Origin of the sequence: Paenibacillus allorhizosphaerae (genome assembly GCF_042659105.1) — a bacterium.
In the GTDB taxonomy this organism is placed as follows: Bacteria; Bacillota; Bacilli; order Paenibacillales; family NBRC-103111; genus Paenibacillus_G; species Paenibacillus_G allorhizosphaerae.
Genome location: NZ_JBHSRV010000005.1, coordinates 390,542 through 406,380, shown reverse-complemented (window position 1 = coordinate 406,380; position 15,839 = coordinate 390,542). Strand labels below are relative to the sequence as shown.

Here is a 15,839-nt window from a genome sequence, read left to right as displayed (position 1 = left end):
GAAAATTTCGCGTTTTCCCCTCAGAAGGCGGCACGAACTATAAAAAAACTCGGTTTCCCTTACGATGTTCCGCGGTTCCCTTAGGAATTCGGAAGAGCTTGATAAAAATGAGCTTCGTCCCAAGTTTGGGGTAAAATCGAAACTTTAATAAACGCGCAATAACCCGCGATGTCTCCATCCGCGGGTTCGTCTTACGCTTCGCTATTGGTTTCAGCAGCCGAATCATGATAGCCGATCCGCTGCTCAATCATTTGCCACAGTTCATCCTTGCCGACGCCAAGCTCGGAAGAAAACAACACCATCGGATCCGCCTTATCCATCTCAAGCGTCTCCCGCACAATCTTCATATGCTGTTGCCATTTTCCCTTCGGAATTTTATCGGCCTTCGTCACAACGACACAACAAGGAACCCCGTTATGCCGAAGCCAATCGTACATCGCCTGGTCGTCCTTGGTTGGCGGATGGCGAAGGTCGATGACATGCAGCACAAGCTTCAAATGCTCTCGTTCCAGCAAATACTGTTCTATGAACTTGCCCCATTTTTGACGCTCGGTTTTCGATACTTGCGCATAGCCGTAACCGGGCAAATCGACGAAAAATAAATCCGAATTAATTCGATAATAGTTCAATTGCTGTGTTTTGCCTGGCTTGGAGCTCGTCCGCGCCAAATTTTTGCGGCCGATCATCCGATTAATCAGCGAAGACTTCCCGACATTCGAACGCCCTGCCAGAGCAATCTCCGGCAAGGCGCCTTCAGGATACTGATTCGGACCAACCGCGCTGATAACAAATTCAGCCTGATTGACCTTCATGCTTTCACTCTTTTCTAATGCTCCGATTTATCTTTTTGCGTTCCGTTGTACTTCGTACAAAGGTCACTTTAAAAAGATAAATCTTCGCTGAAATCTTCTGCGTTCCGCCCGTGCTTCGCACAAAGGCGCTTTAAAAAGATAAATCTTCGCTGAAATCTTCTGCGTTCCGCCTATACTTCGCACAAAGGCGCTTTATAAAGATAAATCTTCACTGAATTCTTCTGCGTTCCGCCTATACTTCGTACAAAGGTCACTTTAAAAAGATAAATCTTCACTGAATTCTTCTGCGTTCCGCCTATGCTTCGCACAAAGGCACTTTAAAAAGTTAAAATTATACCCCTACCGGCTTGATCAGCGCATGTTCCAACACTTCGTCCATATGCGCTACCGGGATGAACGTAAGCTCGCGGCGTACGCTTTCAGGGACTTCTTCTATGTCCTTCTCGTTATCTTTCGGCAGGATCACCGTACGAATTCCGGCGCGATGGGCGGCCATGCTCTTCTCCTTCAAGCCGCCGATCGGAAGCACGCGGCCGCGGAGCGTGATCTCGCCTGTCATTGCGACATGGCGGGAAACCGGGATGTTCGTCAACGCCGAAATGAGCGCGGTGCCCATCGTGATTCCCGCGGAAGGACCGTCTTTCGGGATGGCGCCTTCAGGGATATGAATATGAATGTCGAACTTCTCATGAAAGTCGGGTTGGATATTTAATTGCTGCGCCCTCGAACGGGTGTAGCTAAACGCCGCCTGCGCAGATTCCTTCATCACATCTCCGAGCTTGCCCGTAAGCGTCAGCTTGCCGTTCCCCGGCATCACCGTTACTTCAATGACCAGTGTATCGCCACCGACTTCCGTCCAAGCCAGGCCGGTAACGGCGCCTACCTGATCGCGCTCCTCGGCCATGCCGAAACGAAACTTGGGAGCGCCGAGGAAATCTTTCAAATTATCCGTCGAAACGGTAACGATGGACGTTCCGCCGACAATTTGCTTCGCAGCCTTACGGCAAATGGAAGAAAGCTGCTGCTCCAGGTTCCGTACGCCGGCTTCGCGCGTATATTCCCTGACCGTACTCATCAACGCATTTTCTTCCACGACCAATTGCTCTTCGCTTAGGCCGTGCTCGCGCTTTTGCTTGGGCAGCAAATAATTGCGCGCAATGTGCAGCTTCTCAATCTCGGTATAGCCCGGAATATAGAGCACTTCCATCCGGTCGAGCAGCGGGCGCGGAATATTATGGACCGCGTTGGCGGTTGTGACGAACATCACGTTCGACAAATCGAACGGCAATTCAACGTAATGATCGCTGAAGGTGCTGTTTTGCTCCGGGTCAAGCACTTCGAGCAGAGCGGATGCCGGGTCTCCGCGGAAATCCATGGCCATCTTGTCGATTTCGTCGAGCAAAAAGACCGGGTTGTTGGAGCCCGCTGTTTTCATCCCTTGAATGATCCGACCGGGCATGGCGCCGACATACGTTCGGCGGTGTCCCCTTATCTCCGCTTCATCCCGGACGCCGCCGAGCGAAATGCGAACGAATTCGCGTCCGAGCGATCTGGCGATCGACCGGGCAATGGACGTTTTCCCTACTCCCGGCGGGCCTACAAGGCACAGGATCGGCCCTTTCATTTTTTTGACCAGCTGCTGCACGGCCAAATATTCGAGTACGCGTTCTTTCGGCTTTTCCAGCCCGTAATGATCCGCGTTTAAAATCTCCTCGGCCTTCTTGATATCCAGGTCGTCCGCCGCTTGCACCGACCACGGCAGCGCCAGCAGCCAATCGATGTAGTTGCGAATAACGGAGCCTTCAGCGGAGGTGGACGGCATTTTCTCCAGCCGGTCGATTTCTTTCTCGATTTTTTCCTTGACCTTCTCCGGCACGTTCGCTTCCGCCAACTGGTTGCGCAGCTCGTCGACTTCACCCGCGCGGCCTTCTTTGTCCCCGAGTTCCTTCTGAATCGCCTTCATCTGCTCGCGCAAATAATATTCCTTTTGCGTCTTTTCCATTTGCTTCTTGACGCGCTGGCTAATTTTGCGTTCGAGCTCAAGCACTTCCCGCTCGTTGTTCAAGATGCCAAGCAGCTTTTCGAGCCGCTGCCGCACATCGACGGTTTCGAGTATTTCTTGCTTATCCTTGATTTTTAATGATAAATGACTGCAGATGACGTCGGCCAGTCGGCCCGGCTCATCGATATCCGATACGGCGGCGAGCGTCTCCGGCGTCACTTTCTTCGAAAGATTGATATAATGCTCGAACTGGTTCAGCACCGTTCGCATCAAGGCGTCGATTTCCGGGTCCGTCGTTTCCTGCTCGGGCAGCTCCTTAACATTCACTTCATAATATTCGTCGTTATCGAGGAACTCGGTTATTTCCGCGCGGGTCACGCCTTCAACGAGCACGCGGATCGTTCCGTTCGGCAGCTTGAGCATTTGTTTTACTTTGGCGATCGTGCCGATCCGGTATATATCCTCTGTCCGGGGCTCCTCTATGTTCACTTCGGACTGCGAACAAAGCAGGATCATGCTGTCGTCGACCATAGCCTTATCCAGTGCCCGTACGGACTTTTCGCGCCCCACATCCAAAGGCAGCACCATACTCGGATACACCAGCAGCCCCCTGAGCGGAAGCAGCGGCAAGCGTCGCACCTTTTGTTTGCTCGGTCTCACCCTCGAGCACCTCCAGATTAGACTTACATACTGTGATTTACATTTTAACAAAATTGTTTTCAAAACACCAATATCGGTCCGCTCTCTTAAAAAAGAGACGCCGCGGCTCTATTCAAGCGCATCGGCGTGCAGTATCGTAATGGAAGCAGGTGAAGCCGTTTCTTGCGATAAGACGGCATGATCCGTGGATCGAATGAACTCCAGTCCGAGCGAATGGTGCAGCGCCTCTTCGATGGAGTCAACCGGGATCACCTCAAGTCCGCTCAATCCGGCGAAAATTTCCTGCCAGTTTTCTTTCGGGATAATCACTTTCGTTGCCCCTGCCTGGAATGCGGCTTCCACTTTGGCAATTACGCCGCCCACCGGCTTCACTTTCCCGTGAATGCTAATTTCACCGGTCATCGCAATATGGTTGTCCACCGGAATTTGCTTAATAGCGGAAGTAATCGCTACAGCCATCGAAACGCCGGCGGAAGGACCGTCAATCGGAACGCCGCCCGGGAAATTAATATGCAGATCGAAATTGTAAGGGTTAATGGAGAGCCTGCGCAGCACAGTAAGCACATTTTCGACCGATCCGCGCGCCATGCTCTTTCGACGCAAAGTACGCGAACCGCCGCCCATCTCTTCCTCGTCCACCACGCCGGTGATGATGAACTTGCCTGTTCCGGGTTGAACGACCGGGATCGCCGTCACCTCGATGTCCAGAAGCGTACCGAGGTTCGGGCCGTAAACGGCCAAACCGTTGACCAATCCCACTTCCGGGCTTTGTGCGATTTTCTTTTCCGGTCTCGGCGGAATTTGCGAGCTGTTGACGACCCATTCGATATCCGCAGCCGAAACTTCTTTTCGTTGATCGGTTAATGCCATACCCGCGGCAAGCTGGATGATATTGACCGCTTCCCTACCGTTTGTCGCGTATTTTTTTACGACTTCGATCGCCGAATCGTTTTCCGGGAATCCGATTTTTTTCAGCGCCTTCGATGCGATCATGCCGATCTCGTCCGGGAGCAGCGGCCTGAAGTATATTTCCATGCAGCGAGAGCGAATAGCCGGCGGCAGCTCCTGGGGATTGCGCGTCGTCGCTCCGACCAACCGGAAATCGGCGGGCAGCCCGTTCTGAAATACGTCGTGAATGTAGCTTGGAATGTTGGTGTCTTCCGAATTGTAATAAGCACTCTCCAGAAACACCTTTCGATCCTCCAGCACCTTTAATAATTTATTCATCTGGTGCGGATGCAATTCACCGATCTCATCAATAAATAATATGCCGCCATGCGCTTTCGTGACAGCACCCTGCTTCGGCTGGGGGATGCCGGCGACTCCCATCGCGCCTGCGCCTTGATAAATCGGATCGTGAACAGAGCCAATAAGCGGATCGGCAATTCCTCGTTCGTCGAATCGCGCCGTGGTCGCATCGATTTCCGTGAATTTGGCGTCAGGCCGAAACGGCGATTCGGGATTTTTCTTCGCTTCTTCGAGAACAACGCGGGCCGCTGCCGTTTTTCCTACGCCCGGAGGACCGTAAATAATAACATGCTGCGGGTTCGCACCGCACAGTGCCGCTTTCAATGCGCGAAGCCCTTCTTTTTGCCCGACGATATCGTCCATCGCCGACGGACGGGTCTTCTCGGCAAGCGGTTTATTTAATGAGATGGAGCGAAGCTTTCTTAGCTTCTCCAACTCTTTCTTCGACTCTTTGTCGACAGCGGTACGGTTGGTCTGCTGGTTTCGCAGCAAATTCCAAAAATACAATCCGATCACAATGGCAAAAAACAGCTGAATCACCATCAAAATTACACTTATGCTCATCGTTCTCAACCTCCATCCTGTTCGCTAGCGGCGCCACCGGTAAGAAGGCGTCTGCAAACCGCAATATATTTGGTAGTATTGCCCTCCTATGGAAGCATTAATCGTTCTTGGTGCAGAAACTTTTTGGGAGATGATAAATAAGAGGTCGGTACCGGTAGTGCAAGCTTAAGCTTGATTATGAAAAGCAGGTGCAACAAACATTTAAAATAGCGAGGAGTTGATTCCCTATGTCCAGCCATTTGAATCCTGCGAAAATCGTGCTTCTTTCCATACTTCTGGCGTTATGCCCTTGGTCCCATACCGTAGACGCTTCGCCGGATTCGTTCCTGCTTCCGGAAATCCGCGCGAATCATCCCGCTCTAACGAATGCCGATGTGCTTATTGATGTCGGACACGGCGGGGTCGACCCCGGAACAAGCTACGGGTCATTGCTGGAAAAAGATATCAATTTGGCCATTGCCAAAAAAACATTCGAATGTTTGCGAAAAAAAGGCTATATCGTGCTGCTTAATCGCAGCGGCGATTATGCGCTCAGTTCGGAGAACGGCTGGCTCCGAACGCGTTCGCGGCATATGAAAGATTTGGCCCAGCGCAGCCATCTGGCCAATGAGATCAAACCAAAAGTAATGATCAGCCTTCATGTCAATTCGGCGAGAAACCCGGACAGGCGCGGGCCGCTCGTTCTGCATCAAAAAAACGTGCGCAGCAAACAGCTCGCCACCGCGCTGCAGTCGGCTTTAAATCCGCTTTATGGGGTATCGGAAACGCCGGTACTAGGCCGCACTTATTATCTGCTGAAGCATACGCAGGTCCCTGCGGTTATTGTTGAGCTTGGTTTTATTACGAATGCGGCAGACCGGCAAATGCTGCAAAAGCAAAGCATACAGTGGACGATATCGGAGAAAATTACCGAGGGGATAACAAAGTATTTGCAGCTGTAGAAAAGTCTCCCAAAGGCGCAGTGACCTACCGATCACAAACATAACCGGGCGGCTCCACAACTCATTAGGCGGCACCCGTTTGTCATGGTCCGGCATTGAATAAGACCGCTGCCTGGCGGGAGCGGTCTCGTTGCTTGATTTAATGGATCATTTGCGAAAGCGGGACAAACTCCCCACCAAGTCCCTGCAGCGTAGGAATCGATTGTTTCAATACATCCGCGGTATGCTTTCCCGGAGGTCCGACATGGCCGATAACCACCGTATCCGCATTGGATTTTACATGCTTTTGCACGACAAGCGCTTGTTTCAAAATGTGGCTGCGGGTGTACACATCGTCCATGAAAACATCGTTCTCCGTAGTTGGCACGCCGAGCTCGGAAGCCAGTTTCTTGATGACGCTTTTGTTCGTGGTACGACTGTCGAGGAAAAATAATTTTTTTTCTTTGCATACCGTGAGCACGATCCGCATTACACGCTCATCAGCCGTCACTCTGGAGCCCATATGATTGTTGATGCCGATGGCATGGGGGACATCGGCAATGGCGGCCTCGACCCGTTGTCTGACTTCTTCGTCCGTCAAACGGGTGGTAATAGCGCCGGGGCCAAGCCACTCCGGTTTGCCGACTTGCGGCTCCATCGGCATGTGCACCAGCACTTCTTTCCCCAGCCGATGCGCTTCTTCGGCATCTTTTTTCGTCGTCGGCAAAAACGGCATGACGGCTGCAGCGAACGGAATCGGCAGCTGCATCATTTGCTCCGTTCCGGACATGCCGTTGCCGAAATCGTCGATGACGATCGCGATTCGTTTTTTGGCTGTAGGCTCTGACGGTTCCGAAGCTTCCACCTGCAATGGCAATGACGAAGAGCATAATGTCGTTCCAGCCATTATGAGTACAGCCAGCCTTTTGTTCCACCATTTCATACGCCTCATGAGCTGTATTCCCCCTTTTCTGACCATACTCTTGTTATTTGTTGCCATCGGCCATTTTATGCATACACGGAAAAAGCCCGCTTAGGAGTATTCACTCCGCAGCGGGCCTATCGAATGCGATTATACTTGTGCGTGATGTTTTCTTCCAGGAATTTCTCCCGTTTTCTCGAAATGATCTACGATAATGTCGATTTCTTTCTTCAACTCGCTGAGCAGCTCCGCTTCCGGCACTTTGCGAATCATCTCTCCGTAACGGAACAGCATCCCTTCGCCGCGGGCTCCGGCAATGCCGATATCCGCTTCCCTCGCTTCGCCCGGTCCGTTCACGGCGCAGCCCAGGACGGATACTTTGATCGGCACTTTTAGCTTGGAAATATACGCTTCGACCTCGTTGGCGATGGAGAATAAATCGATGTCCAGTCTGCCGCATGTCGGGCACGAAACGAGCGTAGCCGCATTCGTAATCAGCCCGAACGACTTGAGCAGCTCGCGGCATACTTTCACTTCTTCCACCGGATCCGCGCTTAGCGAGATACGTATGGTTGATCCGAGTCCCATGCTGAGCAGCGCGCCGAGCCCTGCCGCACTTTTCACCGTGCCGGAGAACAGCGTTCCGGCTTCCGTAATGCCGAGATGCAGCGGATATTTGAAAGCAGCGGCTGCCTTTGTGTACGCGGCGATCGCCATTGGAACATCGGATGCTTTTAGCGATACGATAATATCGTGAAAATCCAGCTCCTCGAGAATCCCGATATGAAACAGCGCGCTTTCCACCATCGCCTCCGGCGTCGGATAACCGTATTTCTCAAGCAAATGGGTTTCCAAAGAACCGGCATTGACCCCGATGCGAATCGGGATGCCCCGTGCCTTGCATGCTTTCACGACCTCTTCCACTTTTTCCCGGCGGCCGATATTCCCCGGGTTGATTCTTACTTTATCAATCCCGTTCTCAATCGCCTGCAGCGCCAGCCTGTAATCGAAATGGATGTCGGCGACGAGCGGAATCGAAATTTGCTTCTTGATTTCTTTAATCGCCGCTGCCGCTTCTTTGTTGTTCACCGTCACGCGAACGATTTGGCAGCCCGCTTCTTCCAACCGGTGAATTTCCGCAACGGTCGCTTTCACATCAGCCGTCTTCGTTGTACACATGCTTTGAATGATGACCTCGTTGCTGCCGCCGATCGTCAGATTGCCCACTTTAACCGGAACCGTTTCCGTTCTGTGAAACATGCGTTTTCTTCTCTCCCATGATACCAAACATCCTCCGCTCCGCTGCAAGCTTACCCTTAAATTTCCAAGGGACTTGGCAGCGGATTGGAGGTGTCCGGTTTAATATGATCGTACGCTTACGCGCTCTCTTCTTTTTTCTTTACATCGACGGCCGTAATCGACGGAGCGATCTTGGCTTGCACCGCTTCCTTGGTAACGACGCACTTGGAGTTCTCCGTACGCGACGGCGCCTCGTACATCACTTCCAGCATAATGCCTTCAATGATCGCGCGCAGTCCCCTCGCTCCGGTATTCCGCTTGATCGCTTCTTTGGCGATTTCTTCAAGCGCTTCGGCCTCGAATTCAAGCGTCACATTGTCCATTTCAAGCATCTTTTGATACTGCTTGACGAGCGCATTTTTCGGCTCGGTCAAGATGCGGACAAGCGCTGCTTCATCCAGCGGCTCGAGCGTGGAGATCACCGGCAGACGGCCGACAAATTCCGGGATCAAGCCGAATTTCAGCAAGTCTTCCGGCAGCACGAGCGACAAGTATTCACCCGGCTTCAAATCGGCTTTCATACCGTCGGTGCCGAATCCGATCACCTTTTTACCGATACGGCGTTTAATGATTTGTTCCAAACCGTCGAAAGCGCCGCCGCATATGAACAAAATGTTCGTCGTATCGATCTGGATGAATTCCTGATGCGGATGTTTGCGGCCCCCTTGCGGCGGAACGGAAGCAACGGTACCTTCAAGAATTTTGAGCAGCGCTTGCTGCACGCCTTCGCCTGATACGTCACGCGTAATGGACGGATTCTCCGATTTACGGGCTACTTTATCGATCTCATCGATATAGATGATGCCGCGCTCGGCTTTCTCCACATCATAATCGGCCGCCTGGATCAGCTTAAGCAAAATATTTTCCACGTCTTCGCCCACGTAACCGGCTTCCGTCAAGGAAGTGGCGTCCGCGATCGCAAACGGCACATTTAAAATTTTTGCCAGCGTCTGAGCCAGAAGCGTCTTCCCGCTGCCGGTCGGTCCTACAAGCACGATGTTCGACTTTTGCAGCTCGACATCTTCCAGTTTGTTTTGACCGGAATTGATTCGCTTGTAATGGTTATACACCGCAACGGACAGCGATTTTTTGGCTTGCTCCTGCCCGATGACGTACGAATCCAGAATCGTGCGGATTTCTTTCGGCTTCGGAACGTCTTTCAGGTCAAGCTCTTCCTCGTGACCCAATTCCTCTTCCACGATTTCCGTACATAGTTCAATGCATTCATCGCATATATATACGCCGGGTCCGGCAACCAATTTACGCACTTGTTCCTGCGATTTGCCGCAAAAAGAGCATTTCAGTTGGCCTTTTTCATCGTTAAATTTAAACATGGGATCACTCCTCTTCTATGTCAAATCACTGCGAGTGATAACCGCATCAATGAGCCCGTACGCCTTGGCTTCTTCGGCACTCAAGAAATTATCACGGTCCGTATCGCGCTCGATTTTTTCGTACGGCTGTCCCGTGCGCTCCACATAAATTTGATTCAGCTTTTGTTTGGTCTTGATGATCCAATCGGCATGAATCTTAATATCGGACGCTTGCCCGCGGACGCCGCCGAGCGGCTGGTGAATCATGACTTCGCTGTTCGGCAAAGCGAACCGTTTCCCTTTCGCTCCCGCCGTCAAAAGCAAAGAACCCATACTTGCAGCCATACCTACGCAAATCGTCGACACATCCGGTTTAATGAACTGCATTGTATCATATATACCCATACCGGCAGTTACCGAACCACCGGGGGAATTAATGTACAAACTGATGTCCTTCTCGGAATCCTGCGCCGCCAAAAACAACAGCTGGGCAATAACCAGGTTGGCGACGTCATCGTCGATCGCACTGCCCAGAAAGATAATACGATCTTTAAGCAAACGCGAGTAAATATCGTAAGAGCGTTCGCCGCGGCCTTCCTGTTCTACAACCATAGGTACCAGACTCATCGTTTCCAACCCCTTTACCCCACTAGAGTAGCATTGCAAAAAACGTTACCGTATCCATTGTAGCATCTTTTGTCTGTAAAGTCATTTCGGCGGTAATACCGGGTGAGATGTTGGAGTTTTGACAAGCGCGTTTACGTTCAAGTGCCTTGCTTCAAACCAATATATACTCCCTTATGTATTGCTAAATGATACTTATGCCCCGTTTCACCGGGTTTATGTATTTCCATGCTCACTTGTTATGTATTTCCGTTAACATTTATGTAAGGCTTTTGGGCGGTCGCGCCTTTTTAGGGTAAAACAAAGGCACGCATTGAAATACACGTGCCTTTGCCTCTTATAGTATCGCCCTGTTCAATTATACGGCGCTTGCAACAGATTTACTGTTATCCACCAAGAACTTCACCGTTTTACGGGAAACCAGGTCGTTCACGAGCGTTTGCATATTGCCGTTCGCTGCGAAAATGCTGCGAACTTCGTCAGCCGAGCGGCCGTACATTTGTGCAAGGTTCGCAAGCTCCTCGTTGATTTCTTCTTCGGTCGCCTCGATATTTTCCGATTTCGCAATCGCTTCGATGACCAGATTGTTGCGAACGCGCTTCGCAGCATCGTCACGCATTTGGCCTTTGAGCGCCTCAGCGTCTTGACCGGTAAACTGGTAGTACATGTCGATGTTCATGCCTTGCGTACGCAGACGGCTCTCGAATTCTTTCACCATTTGCTCCGCTTCGTCATTGATCATCACTTCCGGAATTTCCACAACCGCTGCAGCAGACGCCTTTTCTACCGCTTCCGTTTGCTTCTTATTGTCCGCTTCCGCCGCTTTGCGTTCTTTGATTTTGCTAGCAAGATCGGCTTTGTACTCTTCCAACGTTTCGAATTCGCTCACGTCTTTCGCGAACTCATCGTCGAGTACCGGCAAGTTTTTGCGTTTGATGTCATGGAGCTTAATTTTGAACACGGCTTCTTTGCCTTTCAGCTCTTCCGCATGGTAGCTTTCAGGGAAAGTTACGGTGATGTCCTTCTCGCCGCCTTTCTCAAGGCCGACTACCTGCTCTTCAAAGCCTGGGATAAAGCTGCCGGAGCCGATCTCCAGGGAATATCTTTCGGCTTTGCCGCCTTCGAACGGAACGCCGTCAACGGAACCTTCGAAGTCGATCGAAACGACGTCGCCATTCTCCGCTGCGCCTTCTTCAACCGGGATCAGCTCCGCATGGCGGGCTTGCAGCTTTTCAAGCTCAGCGTTCACTTCTTCTTCCGTTACTTCGGCTGCCGCTTCTTCCAATTCAAGGCCTTTGTACTCGCCAAGTTCCACCTCAGGCTTCACAGTGACTTTCGCTTTGAATTTGAGAACTTGTCCTTTGCCGAATTGTTCCACATCCACTTCCGGACGGTCTACAGGCACGATTCCTGTCTCGTTGACAGCGGCCACGTAAGCATCAGGAACGATGATGTCAAGAGCGTCCTGGTACAAGCTTTCAACGCCGAATTTGGATTCGAAAATCGCGCGCGGCACTTTGCCTTTGCGGAAACCCGGAACATTCACTTTCGCTACGACTTTCTTGAATGCTTTGTCCAAAGCATCGGTAACTTGATCCGCATCCACTTCAATATCAAGAACTCCAACGTTCTTCTCTATCTTTTCCCAGCTTGCTTTCATTTTATGCTTTCCCCTCCAAAAATTATCCATCACATTTTAGATTTCATATGCTTTCATTCTTCAAACACGGCTTACCCCGGAATATAACCATTCTATTATAACCATAATAGTTTACGTTTTCAAGACTTGCTATACGTAATATAAGGAACCATTTTTAAATTCAGGCTTTACCGGGAAATACCGCCTGAGCGAACTGCTGCATGATTCGATAGGCCTGCTCCCACTGGAATGCAAGCTCCGACGTAATGCCATACAGCTCGAAAAGCTCCTCCTTGTCGCCTCCGTCAAAAACCCGCTCCAAGAGCGTCAAATGAAGCGCGCAAGCCCAAACGTCCACGCAGGCCGCATCCTGCCTAAGCATTTGCCGGTACGAAGATGTGCCGAATATAAACGCGAGAAATTCGTTCCATGTCTCTTCGGCAAAATAGGCGAGCGCCGGATGCTGCGTTTCGCTAATTTCCCGCACGCGGCTAATAATCTCTTGAATTTGCGATGGAAACTGGTCGAAATCGACAGGCGTCTCTTCGATATCGATACGTGCCGCTTCTCCGTTCTTGGTTAGCGTAACAGGTCCTTCCGCTCCCCGTTTCTTCAGCGTTTGAAGCGTGCGAAACTGGATGAACGGCGGCAGCGGCGTCTCGGTCAAAAAGCGGATCAGCGCGTCGTTTATGCCGGGATGCTCGATGAAGGCAAGCTGATCGAGCGCGAGCATCTGCTTATCCGCGGATTTTTGCTGAAACAAGCTTTCCAACAGCTTGTTCGCGTAATCAGGCGATTGCTCCGCTTTCATATGCAAATGCCGCTTCAGCAGCTCCGCCTCATCCGTATCCTCCTCCGGCTCCTCCAGCTCCGCCATCGACAAATCGGGAAACATCAGCTGCAGCCAATCGAGCAGCGACTGCCACTCCTCCCTGGCGCGGTTGTCGCCCGTCTGGCAGGCCAGCAAAAAGCGCAGCGTCCCGATCGCTTCTCCGTACCTCTCCGTTTCCAATAAACGCGTTAACTCAAACTGGTAGTACTCGACGGTTTTCGGAAATAAAATTACATTATCAGTCGGCTGTTCCGTCATAAAACACCGCCTTTCCTGCTGGCATCTATATAGGAAGCAGTGTACCAAAAATCGGGCGGAATGCAAAATTTCTCTGGCCCGGGCTGCCCGCTGCAAGCCAAAAAGCCCGAAAACATCCGTTTCGGGCTCAGGGCGTGAATACGGTCATACCGGCATCATTCGGCATCCCGTGCCTGATAGTAAAAACTAGTCCATCTTCATGGCCGCTTGAATAAGCTGAGCCTTAATGTGCGGGTTTTTGTCGATAAAGGCGTACATGCGGTCGACGGCTTCTTTATTTTGCAAATAATCGCGCTCGTTCTGAATCATTTCATGAGACCATTTCAGCAGCGCCGCCTCCGCCGCGCCGAGTTTGTTCAGAGCCGTATGCAATCCGGTATCTTCAACGAGCCGCTCCATCGTTTCCTGCGTAACGGTGCCAAGCTTCTTGGTCGTGGCAAGCTTTTGTTCGAAATCTTTGTTGACCTGTTCGAAATGTTCCTTGGCTTCTTTATATTCTTTTTGCTGCGCGGAGAGTGTTCTTTTCATCGGGATGACCACCTTTTCATGTTGATCGTCTGCCTTCGCATGTTCTTCCATACCCATATGGATAGGGTGGGACAAAAGCAGCGGTTTCTATTCATAGAAACCTGATAGGATGTGCAAAACTTACCATTGCCTCTATCGGTAGTGTAACTTTTCTTCGACCGTTTGTCCATTTCTTCGCCAAGTTTTTCAGTTTTCTGCCCGGGGGGACAGACATTTTCGCGTTTTCAGACGCATAACCTTTAACATCCTGCCGTCCCTTGACCAAGGGGCTTGTCAATAGCCGCCGAACTTTGAGACCAGAAAGGATGAAGTCTATGTGTGGAATTACGGGATGGGTTGATTGGAATAAAGATTTGACCCAGTATCCGTTCATTCTCGAAAAGATGACGGATACGATGAGCCTGCGGGGCCCGGATGCCTCCGGCACCTGGATTACCGCCCGCTGCGCTCTAGGTCATCGCCGTCTCAGCGTCATGGATCCGGCGGGCGGCGCGCAGCCGATGATTCGCAAAGCCGGCGAGAATACATTCGCGATCGTATATAACGGCGAGCTGTACAATGCGCCCGAGCTGAAAAAGGAGCTGGAGCTTCGAGGCCATCGCTTCCAAACCACATGCGATACGGAAGTGCTCCTTGCATCCTACATCGAATGGGGGCGCGCCTGCGTAGACCGATTAAACGGCATCTTCGCCTTCGCGGTCTGGAATGACGAGGAGCAGACGCTCTTCCTCGTCCGCGACCGGCTCGGGGTGAAGCCTTTCTTTTATTCTTATCAAGACGGCCGGCTGCTGTTCGGCTCGGAACCGAAGGCGATTTTGGCGCATCCGGATTTTCCTGCGCAAATCAGCGGGGAAGGGCTGGCGGAAATATTCGCTGTCGGACCGGCACGGACCCCCGGACACGGCGTGTATAAAAATATGAATGAACTGAAGCCCGGTCATTGCGCGCTGCTGGATGCGAACGGCTTGCAAATCCGCGCGTACTGGAAGCTGGAGAGCAAGCCCCACGAAGACGATGTAGAGACGACGGCGGCGAAGGTGCACGAGTTGCTGAAGGACACGGTCATCCGACAGCTTGCCTCCGACGTGCCGATCTGTACGCTGCTCTCCGGCGGGCTTGATTCCAGTGCCTTAACGACGTTTGCCGCTAATTATTACAAAGAATCGGGTATGGATACGTTCCACACGTTCTCGATCGATTATGTCGACAACGACAAGCATTTTAAGGCGAACGTCTTCCAGCCGAATTCGGATGCGCCATGGATTAAACGGATGACCGACTTTCTCGGTACCGAACACCATGCCTTCGAGTTCGACACACCCGAATTGGTCGAAGCGCTGAAAGCAGCCGTATATGCCCGCGATATGCCCGGCATGGCGGACGTCGACGGCTCGCTCTACTTGTTCTGCCGTGAAATCAAAAAACATGCCACCGTTGCCGTCTCCGGCGAAGCCGCGGACGAAATATTCGGAGGCTACCCGTGGTTTCACCGGGAAGAATCGCTGAACGCAAATACGTTTCCGTGGGCGCTCGCGACCCGCGACCGCGTTAACCTGCTGTCGCCCGAATTCGTCGACTGGGTGAAGCCGGAGCAATACGTGCAGGAACGGTACCGCCAGGCGTTGTCCGAAGTACCGCGGCTCGCAGGGGAAAACCAGCAGCAAAACCGGATGCGCGAAATGTCGTATCTCAACATCTCGCGATTCATGCCGACGCTTCTCGACCGGAAAGACCGCATGAGCATGGCCGTCGGCCTCGAGGTTCGCGTGCCGTTCTGCGACCATCGGCTCGTCGAATACGTCTGGAATATTCCGTGGGAAGTCAAAACCGCCGGAGACCGGGAGAAGGGCATTTTGCGCAAAGCGCTCCGCGGCGTGCTGCCCGAAGACGTGCTCACCCGTAAAAAAAGCCCGTACCCGAAGACGCACAATCCGAATTATTTGGCAGCCGTTCGCTCCTGGGTGCTCGATATATTGAACGACAGCTCATCGCCGCTGCTGCAATTTATCGATACGGCCAAAATCAGGGCGCTGGCCGAAAACGACAACGGGCAATTCAATCTGCCCTGGTTCGGACAGCTGATGACCGGCCCGCAGCTGTTTGCCTACCTTGCGCAAGTAGACATGTGGCTTCGTAAATATAAAGTGGCCATCCGGTAACCGGTGGCCGCTTTCAGCTTTTCCATGACGTTATTACAAAACGGGACGGCATGCGGAAA

General features: G+C 51.9%; 12 protein-coding genes. 2 read left to right on the top strand and 10 right to left on the bottom strand.

Features of this window, described 5'->3' with window-relative positions; translation table 11 throughout:
- Window positions 1–191: 191 nt before the first annotated feature.
- From yihA to lonB, 3 genes are all read right to left on the bottom strand, one after another.
- Window positions 192–812, bottom strand: coding sequence for a ribosome biogenesis GTP-binding protein YihA/YsxC (gene yihA / locus ACFQI7_RS20865; protein ID WP_218100398.1), 621 nt, complete (start codon window positions 810–812; stop codon window positions 192–194).
- Between the two features lie 331 nt (window positions 813–1,143).
- A complete protein-coding gene (lon, locus tag ACFQI7_RS20860) occupies window positions 1,144–3,474 on the bottom strand; it encodes an endopeptidase La (protein ID WP_218100397.1) in 2,331 nt (776 codons plus the stop codon).
- 108 nt (window positions 3,475–3,582) lie between these two features.
- Window positions 3,583–5,286: an ATP-dependent protease LonB gene (gene lonB, locus ACFQI7_RS20855; protein WP_218100396.1), complete on the bottom strand. Its 1,704-nt coding sequence runs from the start codon at window positions 5,284–5,286 to the stop codon at window positions 3,583–3,585.
- A gap of 227 nt (window positions 5,287–5,513) precedes the next feature.
- Between lonB and ACFQI7_RS20850 the strand changes: the two genes are divergently transcribed.
- The gene (locus ACFQI7_RS20850; RefSeq protein ID WP_218100395.1) at window positions 5,514–6,227 is read left to right on the top strand and encodes an N-acetylmuramoyl-L-alanine amidase family protein; all 714 of its coding nucleotides are present in this window, start codon (window positions 5,514–5,516) and stop codon (window positions 6,225–6,227) included.
- 139 nt (window positions 6,228–6,366) lie between these two features.
- On the opposite strand, the gene ACFQI7_RS20845 is transcribed toward ACFQI7_RS20850, so the two are convergent.
- From ACFQI7_RS20845 to ACFQI7_RS20815, 7 genes are all read right to left on the bottom strand, one after another.
- The gene (locus ACFQI7_RS20845) at window positions 6,367–7,158 is read right to left on the bottom strand and encodes a divergent polysaccharide deacetylase family protein (RefSeq protein WP_230415191.1); all 792 of its coding nucleotides are present in this window, start codon (window positions 7,156–7,158) and stop codon (window positions 6,367–6,369) included.
- A 120-nt stretch (window positions 7,159–7,278) separates the two neighbouring features.
- The gene (gene ispG / locus ACFQI7_RS20840) at window positions 7,279–8,388 is read right to left on the bottom strand and encodes a flavodoxin-dependent (E)-4-hydroxy-3-methylbut-2-enyl-diphosphate synthase (RefSeq protein WP_218100394.1); all 1,110 of its coding nucleotides are present in this window, start codon (window positions 8,386–8,388) and stop codon (window positions 7,279–7,281) included.
- Between the two features lie 116 nt (window positions 8,389–8,504).
- Entirely contained in the window at window positions 8,505–9,761 is a 1,257-nt protein-coding gene (clpX, locus tag ACFQI7_RS20835) for an ATP-dependent protease ATP-binding subunit ClpX (RefSeq protein ID WP_218100393.1), read from the bottom strand.
- Between the two features lie 15 nt (window positions 9,762–9,776).
- On the bottom strand, window positions 9,777–10,367 hold the full coding sequence (clpP, locus tag ACFQI7_RS20830; RefSeq protein ID WP_218100392.1) for an ATP-dependent Clp endopeptidase proteolytic subunit ClpP: 591 nt from the start codon (window positions 10,365–10,367) through the stop codon (window positions 9,777–9,779).
- Window positions 10,368–10,722: 355 nt separating this feature from the next.
- Window positions 10,723–12,024, bottom strand: a complete 1,302-nt coding sequence (gene tig, locus ACFQI7_RS20825) for a trigger factor (protein ID WP_218100391.1) — start codon at window positions 12,022–12,024, stop codon at window positions 10,723–10,725.
- A gap of 160 nt (window positions 12,025–12,184) precedes the next feature.
- Window positions 12,185–13,093 (bottom strand): hypothetical protein, encoded by a 909-nt coding sequence (locus tag ACFQI7_RS20820; RefSeq protein ID WP_218100390.1) that lies wholly within the window; start codon window positions 13,091–13,093, stop codon window positions 12,185–12,187.
- Between the two features lie 186 nt (window positions 13,094–13,279).
- Complete coding sequence (locus ACFQI7_RS20815; RefSeq protein WP_218100389.1) at window positions 13,280–13,621, bottom strand: hypothetical protein; 342 nt, start codon at window positions 13,619–13,621, stop codon at window positions 13,280–13,282.
- A 314-nt stretch (window positions 13,622–13,935) separates the two neighbouring features.
- Between ACFQI7_RS20815 and asnB the strand changes: the two genes are divergently transcribed.
- Window positions 13,936–15,780 carry an asparagine synthase (glutamine-hydrolyzing) gene (gene asnB / locus ACFQI7_RS20810; RefSeq protein WP_218100388.1) on the top strand — a complete coding sequence of 615 codons (1,845 nt, stop codon included), beginning with the start codon at window positions 13,936–13,938 and terminating at the stop codon, window positions 15,778–15,780.
- Window positions 15,781–15,839 lie beyond the last annotated feature (59 nt).

Coding starts and splice junctions, on each gene's coding strand:
- yihA (WP_218100398.1), bottom strand. CDS start 812: ATGAAGGTCAATCAGGCTGAATTTGTTATCAGCGCGGTTGGTCCGAAT.
- lonB (WP_218100396.1), bottom strand. CDS start 5,286: ATGAGCATAAGTGTAATTTTGATGGTGATTCAGCTGTTTTTTGCCATT.
- ACFQI7_RS20850 (WP_218100395.1), top strand. CDS start 5,514: ATGTCCAGCCATTTGAATCCTGCGAAAATCGTGCTTCTTTCCATACTT.
- ACFQI7_RS20845 (WP_230415191.1), bottom strand. CDS start 7,158: ATGAGGCGTATGAAATGGTGGAACAAAAGGCTGGCTGTACTCATAATG.
- ispG (WP_218100394.1), bottom strand. CDS start 8,388: ATGTTTCACAGAACGGAAACGGTTCCGGTTAAAGTGGGCAATCTGACG.
- clpX (WP_218100393.1), bottom strand. CDS start 9,761: ATGTTTAAATTTAACGATGAAAAAGGCCAACTGAAATGCTCTTTTTGC.
- clpP (WP_218100392.1), bottom strand. CDS start 10,367: ATGAGTCTGGTACCTATGGTTGTAGAACAGGAAGGCCGCGGCGAACGC.
- tig (WP_218100391.1), bottom strand. CDS start 12,024: ATGAAAGCAAGCTGGGAAAAGATAGAGAAGAACGTTGGAGTTCTTGAT.
- ACFQI7_RS20820 (WP_218100390.1), bottom strand. CDS start 13,093: ATGACGGAACAGCCGACTGATAATGTAATTTTATTTCCGAAAACCGTC.
- ACFQI7_RS20815 (WP_218100389.1), bottom strand. CDS start 13,621: ATGAAAAGAACACTCTCCGCGCAGCAAAAAGAATATAAAGAAGCCAAG.
- asnB (WP_218100388.1), top strand. CDS start 13,936: ATGTGTGGAATTACGGGATGGGTTGATTGGAATAAAGATTTGACCCAG.